The following is an 18,132-nucleotide window of genomic DNA, read 5'->3' as shown; positions in this document are numbered from 1 at the left end:
TACACGAACGAGCGTATTCGTCACGATGCCGTCGTGCGGTGATCCACGCCCGTGGTGGTCTCGCGGTCGCAGACCGTAATCGGTTTTACCCCCCGCCCGGAATCGGCAGGTCGTATGACACTCACCATCGTCGGCTCCCAACTCGGTGACGAGGGCAAAGGCGCCCTCGTCGACCGGTGGGGAGGGGACGCGGATGTCGTAGTCCGTTATCAGGGCGGCGACAACGCCGGCCACACCGTCGTCGAAGGCGGCGCGGAGTACAAGCTCTCACTGGTTCCGAGCGGCGCGGTCCGCGGGACCGTCGGAATCTTAGGAAACGGCTGCGTCGTCAATCCGGAGACCCTGTTCACCGAGATCGACGAGCTACGCGAGCGCGGCCTCGACCCGGACGTTCGCGTCGCTCGCCGCGCACACGTCATCATGCCGTACCACCGCGTGCTGGACGGGATCGAAGAGGAAGTCAAAGCCGACGACGACGCGGGCGAGAAAGTCGGCACCACCGGCCGGGGGATCGGCCCGACCTACGAGGACAAGGCGGGCCGGCGCGGGATCCGGATCGCCGACCTGCTGGACCCCGACGCGCTCCGCGAGAAACTGGAGTACGTCGTCCCGCAGAAGCGCGCGCTCGTCGAGGACGTGTACGGGCTCGACCTCGATGAAGACCGCGCCGACGCGTTCGACGTCGACGCCCTCCACGAGGAGTACGCCGCGATCGGCGAACGCCTCGCCGACGAGGGGATGACCGTCAACTGCTCCGACTACCTCCACCGCCGTCACGAGGCGGGCGACGAGATCCTCTTCGAGGGCGCACAGGGGACCCACATCGACGTCGACCACGGGAACTACCCGTTCGTCACTTCCTCGAACCCGACCGCGGGCGCGGCGGCCGTCGGCTCCGGCGTCGGCGTCACGACGGTCGGCGACGGCGAGGTCGTCGGCATCGTGAAGGCGTACCTCTCGCGGGTCGGCGAGGGACCGCTCCCGACGGAGCTGGACGGCGACGCCGACGAGGAGGCGCTCGCCGACGACATCCGCGAGAAGGGCGGCGAGTTCGGGACCGTCACGGGACGGCCGCGCCGCATCGGTTGGCTCGACCTGCCCATGCTCCGCCACGCCGCGCGCGTCTCCGGGTTCACCGGCGTCGCGGTCAACCACGTCGACGTGCTCGCCGGCCTCGACGAACTGAAGGTGTGTACGGGGTACGAGCTCGATGGGGAAGAAATCGACACCGTTCCCACCACCACCGGGCGGTGGAAGCGTTGCGAGCCCGTCTACGAGACGCTCGACACGTGGGAGCCGTTCGACTCGGCGGCGGTCGCCGAAGCCGGCTTCGACGCGCTCCCCGAGGCGGCCCGCGAGTACCTGGAGTTCATCGCCGACGAGATCGACACCCCGATCTACGCGGTCGGCGTCGGCCCCGACCGCGAGGAGACGGTCGAGCTGACGAACCCGTTCGACGAGTAGGACCGCGAGGAGCGGCCGTGGCAGTCAGTCGGGCGCTCCCTCCGTGCCGAACCATCGACCCGGTCGGCTGACGCTTTTGAGGACGGAACGTGAAGCGCCGGTATGAGCAGGCCCTCCAGCGGTCCCCCGGACACCGACGGCGGCCCGACGGAACCGATCGCCGAGCGGACCCTCTCTCACCTCGGGCGGCTGCTCCCGCTCGCGCTCGTCCCGCTGGCGACGGCGCTGTTTCGGGCGCGGGAGCTGCTCGCCACGGGGAACGCGGACGGCGTCTCGCTCCGCGCGTCGTTCCCCGTCTACCGGTACGACCTCTGGAACTTCGTCGACCCCCCTCGCGGTGGCGGCGCGTCGGTGTCGCTCCCGTTCGGATCTCTGGAGCCGCTGCCGCTTCTCGCCCCCGCGATCGGCGCGTACGTCGTCGTCTCGGGTGCGCTGAGCGCGGGCTACTTCGGGAGCATCGCGGACGGGATCACGACCGGCCGGTTCGACTTCGTCGCGGCGGTCCGCCGGTTCGGCGTTCGGCTGATCCTCTTGGAAGCGCTCGTCGTCGTCGCGCTCGCCGCCCTTTTCCTCCCGCTGATCGTCGTCCCGCCGCTGTTCGTGGTCGCGATCGTCGCGGCGCTCGTGGTCTCGTACCTGTACTTTCCGACGGTCTACGTCCTCGCCTTGGAGGACCGCGGCATCCGGTCCGCGGCGGTGCGCGCACGCGAACTCGTCGATCGGGACCGACCGCTCGGCTTCTTCCTCGCCGTCGCGGTCGTCACGGCGCTCTGTTCGGTCCCCGTGAGCCTCCTCGCTCACGCCGGTCCGGCGGGGGCGGTCGCGGCCGCGGTCGTCGCCGCGCCGCTCGGGCTCGCGTTCAACGTCGCGACCGCGCTGAAGGTCGCCGAGATGGCCGGCGTCGAGACCGTCGAGTGAGGGTCGGCGGTCGGGGGAGTCCGGCGCTTACTGCGGGTCGACGCCGTTCAGTCTCGTCAGGTCCTCTTCAGTCAGCGACAGGTCCGCAGCCGCGAGGTTGGATTCGAGGTGGTCGACGCTCGACGTGCCGGGGATCGGGAGCGTCACGTCCGAGTGGTCGAGCAGCCACGCGAGCGAGACCTGCTGCGGCGTCGCGTCCCGGCGTTCGGCGACCTCGGCGAGCACCTCGCCCGCGTCCTCGTCGTCGACCGCGTACATCGGCCCCCATGGAATGAAGCCCACGTCGTGGCGCTCACAGGCGGCCAACACGTCCTCGTCGTCGCGGTGACCGACGTTGTATCGGTTCTGGACCGTGGCGACGTCGACGATCTCCATCGCGGTCTCCAGCTGTTCGACGGTGACGTTCGAGAGACCGACGTGCGCGATCTGCCCGGCGTCTCTCATCTCCGCGAACGCGTGGACGGAGTCCTCGAAGTCGGTGTCGGGGTCCGGCCGGTGGTACTGGTAGAGGTCGATCCGGTCGGTGCCGAGCCGGTCGAGGCTACAGAGGACCTGATTTCTCAGGAAGTCCGGGTCGCCGTGGGGGAGCCACTCGCCGTCCCGGTTGCGGAGCAGGCCGGCCTTCGACGCGACGACCACGTCCTCCGGGTCGCCGAGCGCCTCGCCGATGAGTCGCTCCGAGACGCCCGGGCCGTAGGAGTCGGCGGTGTCGACGAAGTCGACGCCCAGGTCGACCGCGCGTTCGAGGACGGCCTTCGCGTCCGCTTCGTCCTCCGGGCGGCCGACGATGTCCTCGCCGGTGATCCGCATCGCGCCGAAGCCGAGCCGGTTGACGGTCAGTTCGCCGCCGATGTCGAACGTGTCGCTCGCCGTTAGTGAGTCGGATGGCATGTCCGTCCGATTGCGGTGCCGCGCGGAAAGCCGTGCGGGTGGCGGAAGCGACGGCCGCTGCTCGCCGCGGCGGGGGACATCGACCTGTCCTCGACGCGTCGCCCACACGTCGCCGGTGTTGCGCGCGTCGCTACCCATAAACCGCCCCCGCGCGATCGTGACGTATGGACGCCGAGCGCGAGGTACTCGACGTGTTGGCGCGGAACGCTCGCGAGAACATCGACGACATCGCGGCCCAGACGGGCCTCGACGCGGCGGCGGTCGCGGACGCGATCGACGCGCTGGAAGCGGATAACGTGGTCCACGGCTACCAGGCGGTCGTCGACTGGGACCGCGTCGACGAGGGGAAGATCCGCGCTGTCGTCGAGATCAACGTCGAACTCGACCGCGAGACCGGCTACGAGCAGGTCGCCGACCGGATCGCGAAGTTCCCCGCGGTCGACGCCTTACATCTCGTCTCCGGCGACTACGACTTCGCCGTCGAGGTGCTCGGCGAGAACATGCAAGACGTCTCCGAGTTCATCTCCGAGCAGGTCGCGCCCATGCCCGAGGTCACCCAGACCGTGACCCACTACATCATGGAGACGTACAAGGACGGCGGGATCCGGTTCGAGGACGGCGACGACGACGACCGCCTCTCCGTGTCGCCATGAGGCTGTCCGACCGCGCTCGCACCCTCCCGGAGTCGGGGATCCGGAAGTTCTTCGAACTCGCCGAGGCCCGCGACGACGTGATATCGCTGGGGGTCGGCGAGCCGGACTTCTCGGCGCCGTGGGCCGCTCGCACCGCCGCGATCGACTCGCTCGAACGCGGGAAGACCTCCTACACCGCGAACCGCGGGATGGCCGCGCTCCGCGAGCGGATCGCCGACCACCACGAGCGCTACGACCAGTCGTACGACCCGGCAGCGGAGATTCTCGTCACCACCGGCGCGAGCGAGGCGGTCGACCTGGCGTTCCGGGCCTTGGTCGACCCCGGCGACACGGTGGCGGTCCACGAGCCGACGTACATCTCCTACGGCCCGGGGATCGAGCTCGCGGGCGGCGAGCAGCTGACGGTCCCGACCAGAGCCAAGGACGACTTCGTGCTCACCCGCGAGGCGCTGGAGACCGCCGGCGCGGCCGACGCCGACCTGCTCGTGCTCTGTTACCCGAACAACCCCACGGGCGCGACGATGACCGACGAGGAGCTCGCCGAGGTCGCCGCGTTCTGCCGCGAGAACGACCTCCGCGTCGTGGCCGACGAGATATACGCCGCGCTCACCTACGAGACCGACCACGCGTCGATCGCGACGCAGCCGGGGATGCGGGAGCGCACGGTCGTCGTCAACGGCTTCTCGAAGGCGTACGCGATGACGGGGCTGCGGCTCGGGTACGCGTTGGGCCCCGTCGACGCCGTCGACGCGATGAACCGGATCCACCAGTACACGATGCTGTCGGCGCCGACGACGCCGCAGTACGCCGCGATCGAGGCGCTGGACGGCTGCGACGGCGAGGTCGCGGAGATGGTCGACGAGTACGACCGCCGCCGCCGGCTCGTCGTCTCCCGGTTCAACGAGATGGGCCTCGACACCTTCGAGCCGGGCGGCGCCTTCTACGCCTTCCCCGACTGCGGCGGCGACGACGAGGCGTTCGCGGAGGAGCTACTGGAGGCGCAGGGCGTCGCGGTCGTCCCGGGGTCCGTCTTCGGCGCGGGCGGCGAGGGCCACCTCCGGGTGTCGTACGCCACCTCGATGCGGGACCTGAAGGAGGCGACCGACCGGATCGCGACGTTCGTCGAGAACCGCTGAGGCGGCGACCGGCGAGCCACCGGGGGCGCGCGATCTCCCCGCCCGGTTTGTGACGGACAACTCGTTTCCAATTGTTCAGCGTTCGCTAACGATTATCACGTTCGATCCGGATCGTTCCCTCATGGAGTTCCAGCTAACGGACGAGCAACGACAGCTACGCGAGGAGGTACGGAAGTTCGCCGACGAGGAGATCAAGCCGGTCGCCACGGAGTACGACGTCGAGGAGGAGTACCCGTACGAGATCATGGACAAGGCGGCCGACATGGGCCTGTTGGCGCCGCACGTCCCGGTCGAGTACGGCGGCATCGGCTACTCGTCGCTGGAGAACGCCATCCTCACGGAGGAGTTGTTCGCGGCCGACCCCGGGATCGGCCTCTGTATCTCGAGCGCCGGCTTCGGCGCGGAGGCGCTGATGGAGTTCGGCACGGAGGCACAGAAGGAGCGCGTCCTGCCCGAGGTGACCGCCGGCGACGCGGTGATGGGGTCGGCCATCTCGGAGCCGCAGGCCGGCTCGGACGTGACGAGCGTGGCGACTCGCGCCGAGAAGGACGGCGACGAGTGGGTGATAAACGGCTCGAAGATGTGGATCACGAACGGCACCGTCGCCGACTACTTCGTCGTGGTCTGCGAGACCGACCCCGACATCGACGACCGCTACTCCGGCTACTCGCAGATCCTCGTCGAGGGCGACCGCGACGGGCTCACGCGCGACAAGATCACCGGGAAGCTCGGCATCCGCGCGAGCGACACGGCAGAACTGCGCTTCGACGACGTTCGGGTCCCGGAGGAAAACCTGATCGGCCAGCGCGGCATGGGGTTCCTCCAGCTCATGCAGTTCTTCGACGAGACCCGGACCGCGGTCGCCGCGCAGGGCGTCGGGATCGCCCGCGGCGCCGCCGAGCGCGCGCTGGAGTACGCCGAGGAGCGCGAGCAGTTCGGTCGGTCCATCTCCGATTTCCAGGCGATCAAACACAAGCTCTCGGAGATGCACACGAACACCGAGGCCGCCCGCTGGCTCACCTACCGCTCCGCGTGGGCGGTCGACAACGAGGCCGGCGACCTCACCGCGCTCGCGTCGATGGCCAAGGAGTTCGCCTCGCGGACCGCGGTCGAGGTCGCCGACGAGGCGGTCCAGGTTCACGGCGGCGCCGGCTTCGTCAACGACCACGACGTCGAACGGCTCTACCGCGACGCCAAGATCACGCAGATATACGAGGGGACCACCGAGATCCAGAAGAACATCATCGCGCGAGAGCTGCTCGACGAGGGGGTCTGAGCCGCCTCTCGTCGGGGCGCCCTCGTCCGCTTCGACCGATATGTAAAAGCGAGCGGCCGACGTATCGCCCGGTCATGAGCGACGACCCGGACACCCGACCGGCCGCCGACGGGGACCTGACACGCCGGCCGGCGGAGGAGGCCGACCCGGAGGAGCGTCTCAAACGCCAGCGCGACGACTTACAGCTGTTGAATCAGGTGATGCGCCATGACATCCGCAACGACCTCCAGCTCGTCGGCGCGTACGCCGAACTGCTCGACGACCACGTCGACGAGGAGGGTAAAGAGTACCTCGACGTGATCAAGCGGAACACCCAGAGCGCCGTCTCGCTCACCACGACGGTCAGGGACCTCGCCGAAGTGATGCTCCGTGAGGACGCCGAACCGAGCCGGCTCTCGCTCGACCGGGTGCTCTCCCAGCAGATCGAAGAGGTCCGGTCTGGGTACTCGGAGGCCGTCTTCACGGTCGAGGGCTCGTTCCCCGAAGACGAGGTCGTCGCCGACGAGATGCTGAGTTCGGTGTTCCGGAACGTCCTCCGAAACGCGGTCCAACACAACGACGAGACCCCGCCGAAGGTGACGGTGTCGGCGACCGTCGACGAGGCCGACGGCGCCGCCGAGGTCCGGATCGCCGACAACGGGCCGGGGATCCCCGCGGACCAGCGCGACGAGATATTCGGCAAGGGAGAGAAGGGGCTCGACAGCCCGGGCGCCGGGATCGGGCTGTACCTGGTTCGGTCGCTCGTGGAGATCTACGGCGGCGACGTGTGGATCGAGGACAACGAACCGAAGGGGGCGGTGTTCGTCGTCAGGCTGCCGCTGTGTGACGAGTGACGCCTCGGGGCCTCGAACGGCCTCGGACTACTCGTCGTCGTACTCCATCGCGACCGAGTTGATACAGAAGCGCTTCCCGGTCGGCTCGGGGCCGTCGTCGAAGACGTGGCCGAGGTGCGAGTCGCAGTTCGCACACCGGACCTCGGTGCGGCGCATCCCGTGGCTGGTGTCGACGTTAGTCGTCACCGACTCCTCCTCGGCGGCGTAGAAGGCGGGCCAGCCGCAGCCGGACTCGTACTTCGTCTCGGCCTCGAAGAGGACGGTCCCGCAGCCCCGACAGCGGTACTCGCCGTCGTCGGGGTGGTGGTCGACGTACTCGCCGGAGAACTTCGCCTCCGTGCCGCTCTCGCGGAGCACGCGGTACTCCTCCTCGGAGAGTCGCTCGCGCCACTCCTCGTCGGTCAACTCGGCGGGGTCGACGTCGTCGGTCGGGTCGCTCGTCTCGCTCATACCACCGGTACGCGCCCCACGGGCAAGGGGGTTGCGGCGGCCGGCGTCGCAAGCGGTATGCGGGTCGCGTGCGACGCCCGAACCATGACTCGGGAAGTGACGCACGAGGCGGACGGCCCGGCGATACTCGACGCGTCCGACACCGGCGACGACGGGAAGATATTCGTCTGTCGATGCGGTCTCTCGGACTCGAAGCCGCTCTGTGACGGCTCACACAAGGCGGCCGAAGACGAGGCGGACGGGGTCGTGTACAAATACGAGGGCGACGATCCCGAGGGGGAACGCCGCGAGATCGACGAGATCGCCTACGTCGACGAGTGAGAAGCGTCGGCTAGCGGGTCAAAGCACGCCCATCTCGTTCAGCCGCTCGGGGAGGTACGTGTCCGTGACGAAGTCGAGCCCGCGGCTCGCGAGCGACTGCTGTTCGGACTTCTTGCCGATGTCGAGTTGGAGTTCGATCTGCTCTTCCCAGTAGTCGGTCTGGAACCGCGGGTCCTCCAACTCCGACTCCAGCGCGTTGATGTCGGAGTCGGCGAGCGGGTCGCTCGGCAGGTCGTACTCGACGATGTCCTTGGGCTGGATACCGATGAACCGCGCCTCCGGCGTCGCGAGGTACTTCGAGAGGTGCGCGGACTTGATCGAGCCGTACGCGACGGAGCCGTAGATGCGGTACGACCACGGGTCGCCGTCGGTGAACACCACCACGGGGAGGTCGAGTTCGTCGCGGAAGCGCTTGGTCAGCCGCCGCGTGGCGCGCGCCGGCTGCCCGCCGAGGTGGACGACCAGGGCGTTGTGCGCCTCGTCGAAGCCGTTCTCGACGAGCCGGTCGCGCATCCCGCCGGTCTCCACGCAGAGCACGAAGTCGGCGTCGTTGTCGAGGAACTCGATCGTGTCCGGGTTGTTGGGGATCTGGTAGCCGCCCTGGCCAACGTCTAGCTGACAGTGGATCTCGCGGTCCCCGCGGTTCGTCTGCTCGCGGAGGCGGAGCGGGCCCATCACCTTCGCGCCCGACTCCTCCGGTCGCATGTGGAAGTCCTCGCGGGTGACGCCCGTGACGATCTCCAAGTCCTCCACGAGGTCGTTCGACTCGTCCTGCGATTTGAACTGCGCCTCGTCGTTGTCCCACGACTCCGAGAGGTAGTACAGCTCACGCAGGGTCGACGACCGCTCGTCGTCGAGCTGGTCCGCGAGGAACTCGATCGTGTACGCCGCCTTCAGCAGCTTGCGCGCGCCGCGAACCGAGTTGGCGCTGCGCGTCGAGGTGCGGTCGCCGTAGGTCCAGACGCCGCTCTCCTCGTCGTACTCGATGTTGCTCTTCGTCCGCGTGGGAAGCGTCATCTCCGGGATCTTCCCGTCGGCGAACTGGTCGTAGAAGTCCGCCGCCAGGTCGATCAGCTCGTCTCGTGCGTCGCTTTCTGTCGTCATTTATTCGTTCACCGTGAGTTTCTCGGTCTCGACGCCGCCGACGCTGACCTCGAACTCCGCGTCGCCGTCGATCGCGTACGTCAGTTCCCGCTCGTCGCCCGACGGCACCTCGGGCTTCCACTGGACGAACCACTCGCCGTCCATGTCCACCACCGTCCCGTCCGACAGGTCCGTCGGCTCCGTCGAGACGATGTCCGTGATGTCGAGCTCCTCGTTCACGTCGGAGTGGTTCTCGACGACGAGCCTCACCGTGTCGTCGTCCACCTCCCGCTCGACGCTGACGTTGTTCATGATCCGCGCGAGCGCCCCGTCGATGTCGGGCCGCGGCCGCCCCGTCACCTCCGAGACCTTGTCGGCCATCTCCGGGAGGATGCGGCCGAGCACGTCCTGTTTCTCCCGGCGCTGTTGCATCGAGCGCCGCTTGTTGAGGTACGACTTCAGCTCGCGGGCCGCCTCGCGGACCGCGAGTTCGATCTCGTCTTCGATCGCCGGGACGTTCGCGAGGGCGTCCTTCGACTCGCTCGTGAACGGAACGTTCGTCGAGGCGACGTGGATGCTGATGACGGCCGGGCCGTTCGGCATCCCCGAGCCGCCGGGCTGGTCGAGCCCGTAGTTGCGCCAGCCGATCGACTTTATCACGTCCGTCGTCGCGCAGGCGCCGCGCTGGTAGACGAGCGGGACGCGGTTCGCGAACCGGAGCAGCTCCACGGACCCCTCCGCCGGGATCGACCCGCCGTAGGCGATGCCGGCCTCGACGATGAACGGGTCGCCGCCGTGGACGTCGGCGTCGCGGGTGGCGGCCGCGTAGAAGTCGGCGTCGTACTCCTTCCGCAGGCCGGCCTCGACCAGCTCGGCCGTGATCGGCGCGAGGCAGTCGGTCGGGGGCGCGAGGATGTCGGTCGTCCGCATCGCGTCGAGCAGGTCGGCGGCGGCGTCGCGGTCGCCCGCGATCGCTTTCACCTTCGGCGGGTCGTCCGGGACGGTCCGCGCCCGCGACCAGAGCGCCTCGACGACGTTCTCGCGGGCGGTCTCGCCGAAGGTCGCGTCGCGCTGCTCGGCGACGAACGACGCCGCGTCCGCGACGAGGCGCTCGAGGTCGTCGCGGGCGATTCGGAACGCCTCGCCGTCGAGCCCCTCGAACCGGCGCGCGAGCGCCTCGGCCATCGCCTGGACCGCGGCGTCGTCCTTCCGCGTCGAGGTGGCGTCGTCGACGAGCGCGTAGGTGTCGGGGACGAGGGGCGACTCGTCGACGGCGTCGCCGTCACTCTCACCCGCGTCGGCCGCCGCCTCCTCCCGGCCGACGCCCGTGATCGCCTGCCACGCGGCGTCGACCGCGTTCTCGCGGACGGTCCCGCCGAAGGTCTTGCCCGTGTCGTTCGCCACCGTCTCGGCGACGTTGTCGACGATAGTCGCGACCTCGGACCGGGAGACGCGGTCGTTGCCCGCGACCGTCTCGGCGACGCCCTCGGCGAAGGCCCTCGTCGCCGTCTCGCCTTTGTTCGCGACGGCGTCGCTCACCGCGGCCGCGACGTCGCGGTCGTCGTGAGTTCGGGGCGGCGACCACGACAGCTCCCGGCCGTAGTACACGTCGCGGAAGTTGTCGATCACGCTGTCCGCGGTCTTCTTGCCGACCCGCGTGAACTCCTCCTGGAGGAACCCGGAGACCGAGTAGGACTCGGTCGCCTCAAGCATCTTGATCAGCGCGCCCAGCTCGACTCCGTGGGGGTGCGGGCGGATCTCCTTCGTCTCCGCCGGCAGCTCGTCGGTCGCGCGCTCGAACTTCATCGGCTCGTCGAGCCCCGGCTCGCGCAGCTCGATCCGGGCGTGCGGGTTGACGACCGCGGTGTGTTTCACGTAGTCGTGGAGCTGGCCGCGGGCGCGCATGTTCGCCTCCATCTCCAGCTCGATCCGCGTGCCGTGCGGTCGGTCCCACGTCGTCTCCTCGTCCGCCTTGATCTCCGGCTCGTTCGTGTCGGTGTCGATGATCAGCTCGAAGTACTGCGCCCGCGACTGCCCCTTCGGCCGCGAGGTGATCTTCGCGGGCTGGCCGGAGGTCAACTGCGAGTACAGCACGGCCGCTGAAATCCCGATCCCCTGTTGACCGCGAGACTGCTCGCGGGCGTGGAACCGACTCCCGTACAGGAGCTTCCCGAACACCTTCGGCAGCTGTTCTTTGGTGATGCCCGGGCCGTTGTCCTCGATCACGACCCGGTAGTAGTCGCCCACCTCCTCGATCTCGATGTAGATGTCGGGGAGGTAACCGGCCTCCTCGGTCGCGTCTAAGGCGTTGTCGACCGCCTCCTTGACGGCGGTGACGAGCCCGCGGGCGCCCGAGTCGAACCCGAGCATGTGTTTGTTCTTCTCGAAGAACTCGGCGATGGAGATCTCGCGCTGGCCCTCGGCCAGCTCCTCCGCGATCCCCTCCTCGTCGCCGATCGTCGACTGGAAGGACGTCATTCGGTACACTTCCCTTCCGCCGAGGCAGGTAAAAACGCACCGGCGGCGCGGCGGAAGTGGATCTCCGCGTCAGACGCCGTCTCGACCCCTCCTCGCGGACGTGTCACACGGGCGACGCTCGGCGAACCGCCATCGGGCCACGACGCTCGACGCGGCCCGACGACTGTCCTTCCCGCCGACAGGTTTCTTGCCGTGACGCCCCACCGTTCTCCCATGACCGACTGGACGGCCGACGAGATGCCGAGATTGGACGGGAAGACGGTGGTCGTCACGGGAGCGAACAGCGGGCTCGGGTTCGCGGGGACCCGCGAGTTCGCCGCGAAGGGGGCGACCGTCGTGATGGCGTGCCGCAGCGTCGAGCGCGCCGAGGACGCGGCCGACGAGATCCGCGTCGACGCGGGCGGCGAGGTCGACGGCGCGCTCGACGTCCGCGAGTGCGACCTCGCCTCGCTCGACTCGGTGGCCGCGTTCGCCGAGGGGCTCGACGACGACTACGACGCGGTCGACATTCTCTGTAACAACGCCGGCGTGATGGCGATCCCGCGCAGCGAGACCGAGGACGGCTTCGAGACGCAGTTCGGCGTCAACCACCTCGGCCACTTCGCGCTCACCGGGCGGCTGTTCCCTCTCCTCGATGCCTCCGACGGGATCGAGGGCGACGGGGCGGCGCGAAGCGCCGACGGCGGCCGGACGGAGTCCGGCGACGCGCGGATCGTCACGCAGTCCTCGGGCGCCCACGAGCAGGGAGAGATGGACTTCTCCGATCTCAACTGGGAGCGCTCGTACGGCAAGTGGAAGGCGTACGGCCGGAGCAAGCTGTCGAACCTGCTGTTCGCCTACGAGCTCCAGCGGCGCCTCGACGCGTCCGACGAGGTCACCGGCGTCCGCAGCGTCGCCTGCCACCCCGGCTACACCGACACGAACCTCCAGATGCGGACCGCGGCGGAGAGCGGGAACCCGCTGATGAAGGTCGGGATGAAGGCCGCGAACGCGGTGTTGGGGCAGTCGCCGGAGATCGGCGTGTTGCCGATGCTGTACGCGGCGACGACCGACGTCGACGGCGGCGCGTACGTCGAGCCGGGCGGCCTGATGAACATGCGCGGCCACCCGACGGTCGGCCGGTCGAACGACGCCTCCTACGACCGCGACGACGCCCGGAAGCTCTGGGAGTACTCGACCGAGGCCACGGGCGTCGAGTACCCGGTGTAAGCCGCCTGCGAGCGGCGCCGCCCGGTCAGTGGAGCGTCCCCTCGCGGACGTGCGCGTCCGACGCGAACAGCGCGTAGCCCACGTCGACCGCGCGGAAGCCGGTCTCGTCTGCGATTCCGCGGATCGGCTCGATCATGGTCACGTAGTCGGCGGCGTCGAACGACTCCTTCCGACCGTCGACCGCGCCCAGCCGCTCCAGCGACGCCCAGACGCGGGTGTCGACGACGGCGTGACGGTCGCCGTCGAGCGCGGCGAGCACGCAGGACGCCGTCGCGGCCTTGAATCCGGAGAGTCCGGTGAGAAGCTGGATCGCCGAGAAGTCGCCCTCGACCGCGCGAGCGTTGCGGGTCACCTCTCGGCAGCGTGCCCCGGGGTTCTTCTCGACGTGGTAGGCGCTCCGCGTCGACGACTCGTAGGCGATCTCGTACAGCTGCTCGCGCGTCAGGTGCCCCTGCGACCGGTACGTTTCGCCGTACGCTTCGAGCTCCGCGGGCAGGATGCCCTGCGTCTCCGCGTAGCGGTCGAGGTTCTCGGCGACGAACGCGCCGAGGTCGTCGGCGTCGAACGGATCGAGGTCGGCGGTGGTCACGGAGACACCTCCTCGCTCGCCGAGTAAAACGTCGGCGCCGTCGCTCAGCGGAATAATATACGCGGAACGCGTTTTGAGAGCTGTCCGATCTCGCCTAACGGATGCCGTCGGACGAGCTACAGCCGAGTGAGGTTCGTCGCGCGCGGACCCTTGTCCGCCTCCTCGATCTCGAACTCTACCTCCTGTCCTTCCTCGAGGTCCGGGCCGCCGACGTCTTCCATGTGGAAGAACACGTCCTCGTCAGCGTCGTCAGTCTCGATGAATCCGTAGCCGCCAGTGTCGTTGAAGAAGTCGACCTTGCCTGTCGCCATCGCACCCTAACAGTCACCCGACGCCGTGATAAGTGTTGTGTGCCCCCGCCTGCGAGCGTCACCGGCCCCGCCGTGTCGACTGTGCCCCGGCCGAGACGCCCGATCTGCTTTGGATTCCAAGATACCGGCGCGGGTATTCTTTGGTTTCGAAGTGGAAAGGACACTAAGGGAGGGGCCCGTAGGAGAACACAGCATGAGTACCAGAACCGCCCACCTCGACGTCACGGGGATGAGTTGCGCCAACTGCTCGGGCACGGTCGGTGACGCCGTCGAGTCGCTCGACGGTGTCGTCCGGGCGGACGCGAACTTCGCCACGGACGAGGCGACCGTGGAGTACGACCCGGAGACGGCCTCGCTCGCGGCGATCTACGACGCGATAGCGGACGCCGGCTACGGCGCCGTCTCGGAGACGGCGACCGTCGCGATCACGGACATGACCTGTGCGAACTGCGCCGACGCGAACCGCGACGCGCTCGAAGCCGTCCCGGGCGTCGTGGACGCGGACGTGAACTACGCGACCGACGAGGCGCAGGTGCGGTACAACCCCGCAGACACCTCGCTTTCGGCGCTGTACGACGCCGTCGAGGACGCGGGTTACTCGCCGGTCCGCGAGGACGGCGACGACGCCGACGGCTCGGGCGAGAGCGCGCGCGACGAGGCGCGGAACGCCGAGATCCGGAAACAGCTCCGGCTGACGCTGTTCGGCGCCGCGCTGGCCGCGCCGCTCCTGTTCTTCATGGTCGACAAGCTCCTGCTCGGCGGCGCGGTCATCCCCGAGTCGGTCTTCGGCGTGGAGATCGGATGGCTCCAGTTCGCGCTCGCGACGCCGGTCCAGGTGGCGCTCGGGCGCCCCTTCTACGTGAACTCCTACAAGGCGATCGTCAAGAACGGCCGCGCCAACATGGACGTCCTGATCGCGCTGGGTTCGACGACGGCGTACGTGTACTCCGTCGCGGTCCTGCTCGACGCGGTCGCCGGGAGCGTCTACTTCGACACGGCCGCGCTCATCCTCGTCTTCATCACGCTCGGCAACTACCTCGAGGCCCGCTCGAAGGGGCAGGCCGGCGAGGCGCTCCGGAAGCTCCTGGAGATGGAGGCCGACACGGCCACCGTCGTCGACGAGGACGGGGTCGAACGCGAGGTCCCGATCGACGAGGTGGAAGTCGGCGACTGCATGAAGGTCCGCCCGGGCGAGCAGATCCCGACCGACGGGACGGTCGTCGAGGGCCAGTCCGCCGTCGACGAGTCGATGGTGACGGGCGAGTCCGTCCCGGTCGAGAAGACGGAGGGCGACGAGGTCGTCGGGTCGACGATCAACGAGAACGGACTCCTCGTCGTCGAGGCGACGAAGGTCGGCGCGGACACCGCGCTCCAGCAGATCGTTCGGACGGTGAAGGAGGCGCAGTCCCGCCAGCCCGACATCCAGAACCTCGCGGACCGGATCTCGGCGTACTTCGTGCCGGCCGTCATCGTCAACGCCCTGCTGTGGGGCGCCGTCTGGTTCCTCTTCCCCGAGACGCTCGCCGCGTTCGTCGACCGGCTCCCGCTGTGGGGCCAGGTCGCGGGCGGCCCCGTCGTCGCCGGCGGAACCGTCTCGACATTCGAGTTCGCGCTCGTCGTGTTCGCTTCCTCGGTCCTCATCGCCTGCCCCTGCGCGCTCGGGCTCGCGACGCCGGCCGCGACGATGGTGGGGACGACCATCGGCGCTCAACACGGCGTCCTGTTCAAGGGCGGTGACATCCTCGAACGCGCGAAAGACGTCGACACCGTGGTGTTCGACAAGACGGGCACGCTCACGCGGGGCGAGATGGAGCTCACGGACGTGGTCGCGTTCGACGGCGAGACGACCACCGACGGCGGTGAGACGGTCCCGGACGGCGGCGCGCTCGCAGAGGACGACGCGACGGCGACGGACGACGCTCCGACGGCGGACGACGCTCCGACGGCGGACGACGCTCCGACGGCGGACGAGACCGACGGCTCGGCGACGCGCGAGGACGAAGTCCTCCGGCTCGCCGCGAGCGCCGAACGAGGCAGCGAACACCCCTTGGCCCGGGCGATCGTCGACGGCGCGGAAGAGCGCGGCCTCGACCTCTCCGATCCCGAGTCGTTCGAGAACGTCCCCGGCCACGGCGTCAGAGCGACCGTGGAGGGCGACGAGGTCCTCGTCGGGAACCGGAAGCTGCTTCGAGACGCCGGCGTCGACCCCTCTCCCGCCGCGGAGACGATGGAGCGGCTCGAACGCGAGGGGAAGACCGCGATGCTCGTCGCGCGAGTCCGCGCCGGCGCCGACGGCGGGGAGCTCCTCGGCGTCGTCGCCGACGCCGACACGGTGAAACCGAGCGCGAAGGAGGCGGTGAGCCAGCTCCGCGAGCGCGGCGTCGACGTGATGATGATCACGGGGGACAACGAGCGGACGGCCCGCGCGGTCGCCGAACAGGTCGGGATCGACCCAGAAAACGTCCGCGCCGGCGTCCTCCCGGAGGACAAGTCCGACGCGGTCGAGTCGATCCAGTCGGACGGCAGCCGGGCGATGATGGTCGGCGACGGCGTCAACGACGCGCCGGCGCTCGCCGTCGCGTACGTCGGCACCGCCATCGGCTCCGGGACCGACGTGGCCATCGAGGCCGCCGACGTGACGCTGATGCGGGACGACCCGCTCGACGTGGTGAAGGCGATCCGCGTCTCGGACGCGACGCTCCAGAAGATCAAACAGAACCTCGTCTGGGCGCTCGGCTACAACACGGCGATGATACCGCTGGCGTCCCTCGGGCTGCTCCAGCCCGTCCTCGCGGCCGGCGCGATGGCGTTCTCGTCGGTGTCGGTGCTGACGAACAGCCTCCTCTTCCGCCGGTACGACCCCGACGACGACTACGCGCTCTTCGGGTTCCTGCGGCGCTGATCGACGCCGACGGTTCGCCGACGCCTCCTCGTCGGCCCCCTCCCGAAACCACAAGACGGGGCGGGGCGTATTCGGTCGTATGTCGACCCTCCTCGTCGTCGGCGGCAGCGGATTCGTCGGGCGCAACGTCTGCCGGTTCGGGGTCCGCGACGACCACGAGGTCCGCAGCGTCTCGCGTCGCGGCCGGCCCGACACCGACGACGACTGGGCCGACGCCGTCTCGTGGACGAGCGCCGACCTCTTCCGACCGAACGCGTGGCGCGACCGGCTCGACGGCGTCGACGCCGTCGTCCACTCGGTCGGGACGCTCACCGAGTCCCCGACCGACGGCGTCACCTTCGAGCGCGTCAACGGCGACGCGGCGATCCTCACGGCGCTGGAGGCCGAACGCGCCGGCGCCGACACCTTCGTCTTCCTCTCGGCGGCCGCGAAACCGCCCGGCGTCCGGAACGCGTACCTGACGGCTAAACGGCGCGCCGAGACGTCCATCGCCGACCTCGACCTCAACGCCGTCACCCTCCGACCGGGACCGGTGTACGGCGAGGGGCAGCCCCACCTTCCCGGCGTCGCCGACCGCGTGCTCCGGTTCGCCGCGAGCGCGCCGCCGATCGCGTCTCGGCTCGGCGAGTCGCGGCCGCTCTCCGTCGACACCGTTGCCCGGGCGACCTACCGGGCGGCGATGGACCCGGGAGAGCGGCTGCTCGACGTGTCCGACATCCGCGATCTCGCCCGATAAGAGCGGCGAGCGGGACGTTTGAAATAGACTGGACAGTGCGGAGCGCCGGCGCCGGCGTCAGCGTCGGCTCCGCTCTCTGGCCATCTCCAGCGAGATGAAGAAGCCGAAGTACGCGGGAATGCCGGCGAGCATGAACATGTACAGCACCCACCGCGGCGCCGTCGGGAAACCGAAGTCGTACAGCAGCGACGCGAGCCCCACCCACGCGAACGCGAAGAGCAGGTCCTGTACCATCCCGGTGCCGTTCTCGCTGAGCACGTCGCGGGCGCGGTCGGCGACGCTCGGATCGGTCGGTTCGTCGGCGGGCGTCTCAGCGGAATCAGAGTCGGACATGGCGTGAGTGTGTGAGGGAGGTACGTCGGTGTTGCGGAAGTGTGAAACGTCGATCTCGAAGGGAGAGCGGGATCCGACCGGGGTGCTCAGTCCTCGTCGAGGTAGTCGACGACGAGGACGGGGACGTGCGTCGAGCGCAGGGTGCGCTCAGTGACGCTCCCGAGCAGCGCGCGCCGGACTCCGGCGCGGCCGTGGCTCCCCATCACGATCAGGCCGATGTCGTGGTCCTCTGCGTACTCGGCGATCAGCTTGTGCGGCCGACCGCCCGAGACGTGTTCGACGACCTCGACGCCGCGCTCCGCGGCGCGCGCCGCGACGGCGCCGGTGGCCTCGTCGGCCTTCGCTTTCACCTCCTCCATTTCGTCGAACCGGCCCTGCTTGAGCCGGTCGACCTGCTCCGTACCGAGGCCCAGGTTGATCGAGTCGATGTCGACCACGTACAGCGCGTGGACCTCGGCGTCGTACTTCTCGGCGAGGTCGAGCGCGTGGTCGACGGCCGCTTCCGCGACGTCGCTGCCGTCCGTGGGGACGAGGATGCGTTCGTACATG

The 18,132-nt window shown here is 69.2% G+C and carries 18 protein-coding genes; 10 read left to right on the top strand and 8 right to left on the bottom strand.

Going from position 1 to position 18,132, the window contains the following annotated elements; translation table 11 throughout:
* Positions 1-114: 114 nt before the first annotated feature.
* The gene (locus ABDZ89_RS03995) at positions 115-1,464 is read left to right on the top strand and encodes an adenylosuccinate synthase (RefSeq protein ID WP_343776851.1); all 1,350 of its coding nucleotides are present in this window, start codon (positions 115-117) and stop codon (positions 1,462-1,464) included.
* Positions 1,465-1,566: 102 nt separating this feature from the next.
* Positions 1,567-2,382 carry a hypothetical protein gene (locus ABDZ89_RS03990; RefSeq protein ID WP_343776849.1) on the top strand — a complete coding sequence of 272 codons (816 nt, stop codon included), beginning with the start codon at positions 1,567-1,569 and terminating at the stop codon, positions 2,380-2,382.
* Positions 2,383-2,409: 27 nt separating this feature from the next.
* Here ABDZ89_RS03990 and ABDZ89_RS03985 read toward each other — a convergent pair whose 3' ends face one another.
* A complete protein-coding gene (locus ABDZ89_RS03985) occupies positions 2,410-3,273 on the bottom strand; it encodes an aldo/keto reductase (RefSeq protein WP_343776847.1) in 864 nt (287 codons plus the stop codon).
* Positions 3,274-3,437: 164 nt separating this feature from the next.
* Between ABDZ89_RS03985 and ABDZ89_RS03980 the strand changes: the two genes are divergently transcribed.
* From ABDZ89_RS03980 to ABDZ89_RS03965, 4 genes are all read left to right on the top strand, one after another.
* The gene (locus ABDZ89_RS03980) at positions 3,438-3,926 is read left to right on the top strand and encodes an Lrp/AsnC family transcriptional regulator (RefSeq protein ID WP_343776845.1); all 489 of its coding nucleotides are present in this window, start codon (positions 3,438-3,440) and stop codon (positions 3,924-3,926) included.
* Positions 3,923-5,062 carry a pyridoxal phosphate-dependent aminotransferase gene (locus tag ABDZ89_RS03975; protein WP_343776843.1) on the top strand — a complete coding sequence of 380 codons (1,140 nt, stop codon included), beginning with the start codon at positions 3,923-3,925 and terminating at the stop codon, positions 5,060-5,062. The genes ABDZ89_RS03980 and ABDZ89_RS03975 overlap by 4 nt, the downstream gene beginning before the upstream one ends.
* A gap of 121 nt (positions 5,063-5,183) precedes the next feature.
* Positions 5,184-6,338, top strand: a complete 1,155-nt coding sequence (locus ABDZ89_RS03970; protein ID WP_343776841.1) for an acyl-CoA dehydrogenase family protein — start codon at positions 5,184-5,186, stop codon at positions 6,336-6,338.
* A 74-nt stretch (positions 6,339-6,412) separates the two neighbouring features.
* Positions 6,413-7,171, top strand: coding sequence for a sensor histidine kinase (locus ABDZ89_RS03965; RefSeq protein WP_343776839.1), 759 nt, complete (start codon positions 6,413-6,415; stop codon positions 7,169-7,171).
* A gap of 27 nt (positions 7,172-7,198) precedes the next feature.
* Here ABDZ89_RS03965 and msrB read toward each other — a convergent pair whose 3' ends face one another.
* Entirely contained in the window at positions 7,199-7,621 is a 423-nt protein-coding gene (gene msrB / locus ABDZ89_RS03960; protein ID WP_343776837.1) for a peptide-methionine (R)-S-oxide reductase MsrB, read from the bottom strand.
* 84 nt (positions 7,622-7,705) lie between these two features.
* On the opposite strand from msrB, the gene ABDZ89_RS03955 reads away from it, so the two are divergent.
* Positions 7,706-7,942, top strand: a complete 237-nt coding sequence (locus ABDZ89_RS03955; RefSeq protein ID WP_343776835.1) for a CDGSH iron-sulfur domain-containing protein — start codon at positions 7,706-7,708, stop codon at positions 7,940-7,942.
* 18 nt (positions 7,943-7,960) lie between these two features.
* On the opposite strand, the gene ABDZ89_RS03950 is transcribed toward ABDZ89_RS03955, so the two are convergent.
* Positions 7,961-9,046: a DNA topoisomerase IV subunit A gene (locus ABDZ89_RS03950; protein ID WP_343776833.1), complete on the bottom strand. Its 1,086-nt coding sequence runs from the start codon at positions 9,044-9,046 to the stop codon at positions 7,961-7,963.
* Positions 9,047-11,503, bottom strand: a complete 2,457-nt coding sequence (locus tag ABDZ89_RS03945; protein WP_343776831.1) for a DNA topoisomerase VI subunit B — start codon at positions 11,501-11,503, stop codon at positions 9,047-9,049. It abuts the gene before it with no gap.
* Positions 11,504-11,716: 213 nt separating this feature from the next.
* On the opposite strand from ABDZ89_RS03945, the gene ABDZ89_RS03940 reads away from it, so the two are divergent.
* Positions 11,717-12,712 carry an SDR family NAD(P)-dependent oxidoreductase gene (locus ABDZ89_RS03940; protein WP_343776829.1) on the top strand — a complete coding sequence of 332 codons (996 nt, stop codon included), beginning with the start codon at positions 11,717-11,719 and terminating at the stop codon, positions 12,710-12,712.
* 25 nt (positions 12,713-12,737) lie between these two features.
* On the opposite strand, the gene ABDZ89_RS03935 is transcribed toward ABDZ89_RS03940, so the two are convergent.
* Positions 12,738-13,301 (bottom strand): hypothetical protein, encoded by a 564-nt coding sequence (locus tag ABDZ89_RS03935; protein WP_343776827.1) that lies wholly within the window; start codon positions 13,299-13,301, stop codon positions 12,738-12,740.
* A 116-nt stretch (positions 13,302-13,417) separates the two neighbouring features.
* The gene (locus ABDZ89_RS03930; RefSeq protein ID WP_004045866.1) at positions 13,418-13,612 is read right to left on the bottom strand and encodes a cold-shock protein; all 195 of its coding nucleotides are present in this window, start codon (positions 13,610-13,612) and stop codon (positions 13,418-13,420) included.
* 193 nt (positions 13,613-13,805) lie between these two features.
* On the opposite strand from ABDZ89_RS03930, the gene ABDZ89_RS03925 reads away from it, so the two are divergent.
* Both ABDZ89_RS03925 and ABDZ89_RS03920 read left to right on the top strand, forming a co-directional pair.
* Positions 13,806-16,514, top strand: a complete 2,709-nt coding sequence (locus ABDZ89_RS03925; protein WP_343776825.1) for a heavy metal translocating P-type ATPase — start codon at positions 13,806-13,808, stop codon at positions 16,512-16,514.
* Between the two features lie 79 nt (positions 16,515-16,593).
* A complete protein-coding gene (locus ABDZ89_RS03920; protein WP_343776823.1) occupies positions 16,594-17,250 on the top strand; it encodes an NAD-dependent epimerase/dehydratase family protein in 657 nt (218 codons plus the stop codon).
* Positions 17,251-17,307: 57 nt separating this feature from the next.
* Here the strand turns inward: ABDZ89_RS03920 and ABDZ89_RS03915 are convergent, their stop codons facing one another.
* Positions 17,308-17,583, bottom strand: coding sequence for a DUF8119 family protein (locus ABDZ89_RS03915; RefSeq protein WP_343776821.1), 276 nt, complete (start codon positions 17,581-17,583; stop codon positions 17,308-17,310).
* Positions 17,584-17,669: 86 nt separating this feature from the next.
* Positions 17,670-18,131 (bottom strand): universal stress protein, encoded by a 462-nt coding sequence (locus ABDZ89_RS03910; protein WP_343776819.1) that lies wholly within the window; start codon positions 18,129-18,131, stop codon positions 17,670-17,672.
* Between the last annotated feature and the right edge of the window lies 1 nt (position 18,132).

It is taken from the genome of Halorubrum ejinorense (genome assembly GCF_039522565.1).
GTDB classification, from domain to species: domain Archaea; phylum Halobacteriota; class Halobacteria; order Halobacteriales; family Haloferacaceae; genus Halorubrum; species Halorubrum ejinorense.
The sequence above is the reverse complement of the archived record's forward strand: the minus strand, read 5'-3'. Positions and strand labels throughout refer to the sequence as shown.

Bases quoted from the DNA above. Each gene is read 5' to 3' on its own strand.
- ABDZ89_RS03990 (WP_343776849.1), top strand. From the start codon at position 1,567: ATGAGCAGGCCCTCCAGCGGTCCCCCGGACACCGACGGCGGCCCGACG.
- ABDZ89_RS03930 (WP_004045866.1), bottom strand. From the start codon at position 13,612: ATGGCGACAGGCAAGGTCGACTTCTTCAACGACACTGGCGGCTACGGA.
- ABDZ89_RS03915 (WP_343776821.1), bottom strand. From the start codon at position 17,583: ATGTCCGACTCTGATTCCGCTGAGACGCCCGCCGACGAACCGACCGAT.
- ABDZ89_RS03995 (WP_343776851.1), top strand. From the start codon at position 115: ATGACACTCACCATCGTCGGCTCCCAACTCGGTGACGAGGGCAAAGGC.
- ABDZ89_RS03945 (WP_343776831.1), bottom strand. From the start codon at position 11,503: ATGACGTCCTTCCAGTCGACGATCGGCGACGAGGAGGGGATCGCGGAG.
- ABDZ89_RS03940 (WP_343776829.1), top strand. From the start codon at position 11,717: ATGACCGACTGGACGGCCGACGAGATGCCGAGATTGGACGGGAAGACG.
- ABDZ89_RS03980 (WP_343776845.1), top strand. From the start codon at position 3,438: ATGGACGCCGAGCGCGAGGTACTCGACGTGTTGGCGCGGAACGCTCGC.
- ABDZ89_RS03920 (WP_343776823.1), top strand. From the start codon at position 16,594: ATGTCGACCCTCCTCGTCGTCGGCGGCAGCGGATTCGTCGGGCGCAAC.
- ABDZ89_RS03925 (WP_343776825.1), top strand. From the start codon at position 13,806: ATGAGTACCAGAACCGCCCACCTCGACGTCACGGGGATGAGTTGCGCC.
- ABDZ89_RS03985 (WP_343776847.1), bottom strand. From the start codon at position 3,273: ATGCCATCCGACTCACTAACGGCGAGCGACACGTTCGACATCGGCGGC.
- msrB (WP_343776837.1), bottom strand. From the start codon at position 7,621: ATGAGCGAGACGAGCGACCCGACCGACGACGTCGACCCCGCCGAGTTG.
- ABDZ89_RS03910 (WP_343776819.1), bottom strand. From the start codon at position 18,131: ATGTACGAACGCATCCTCGTCCCCACGGACGGCAGCGACGTCGCGGAA.
- ABDZ89_RS03950 (WP_343776833.1), bottom strand. From the start codon at position 9,046: ATGACGACAGAAAGCGACGCACGAGACGAGCTGATCGACCTGGCGGCG.
- ABDZ89_RS03955 (WP_343776835.1), top strand. From the start codon at position 7,706: ATGACTCGGGAAGTGACGCACGAGGCGGACGGCCCGGCGATACTCGAC.
- ABDZ89_RS03975 (WP_343776843.1), top strand. From the start codon at position 3,923: ATGAGGCTGTCCGACCGCGCTCGCACCCTCCCGGAGTCGGGGATCCGG.
- ABDZ89_RS03965 (WP_343776839.1), top strand. From the start codon at position 6,413: ATGAGCGACGACCCGGACACCCGACCGGCCGCCGACGGGGACCTGACA.
- ABDZ89_RS03970 (WP_343776841.1), top strand. From the start codon at position 5,184: ATGGAGTTCCAGCTAACGGACGAGCAACGACAGCTACGCGAGGAGGTA.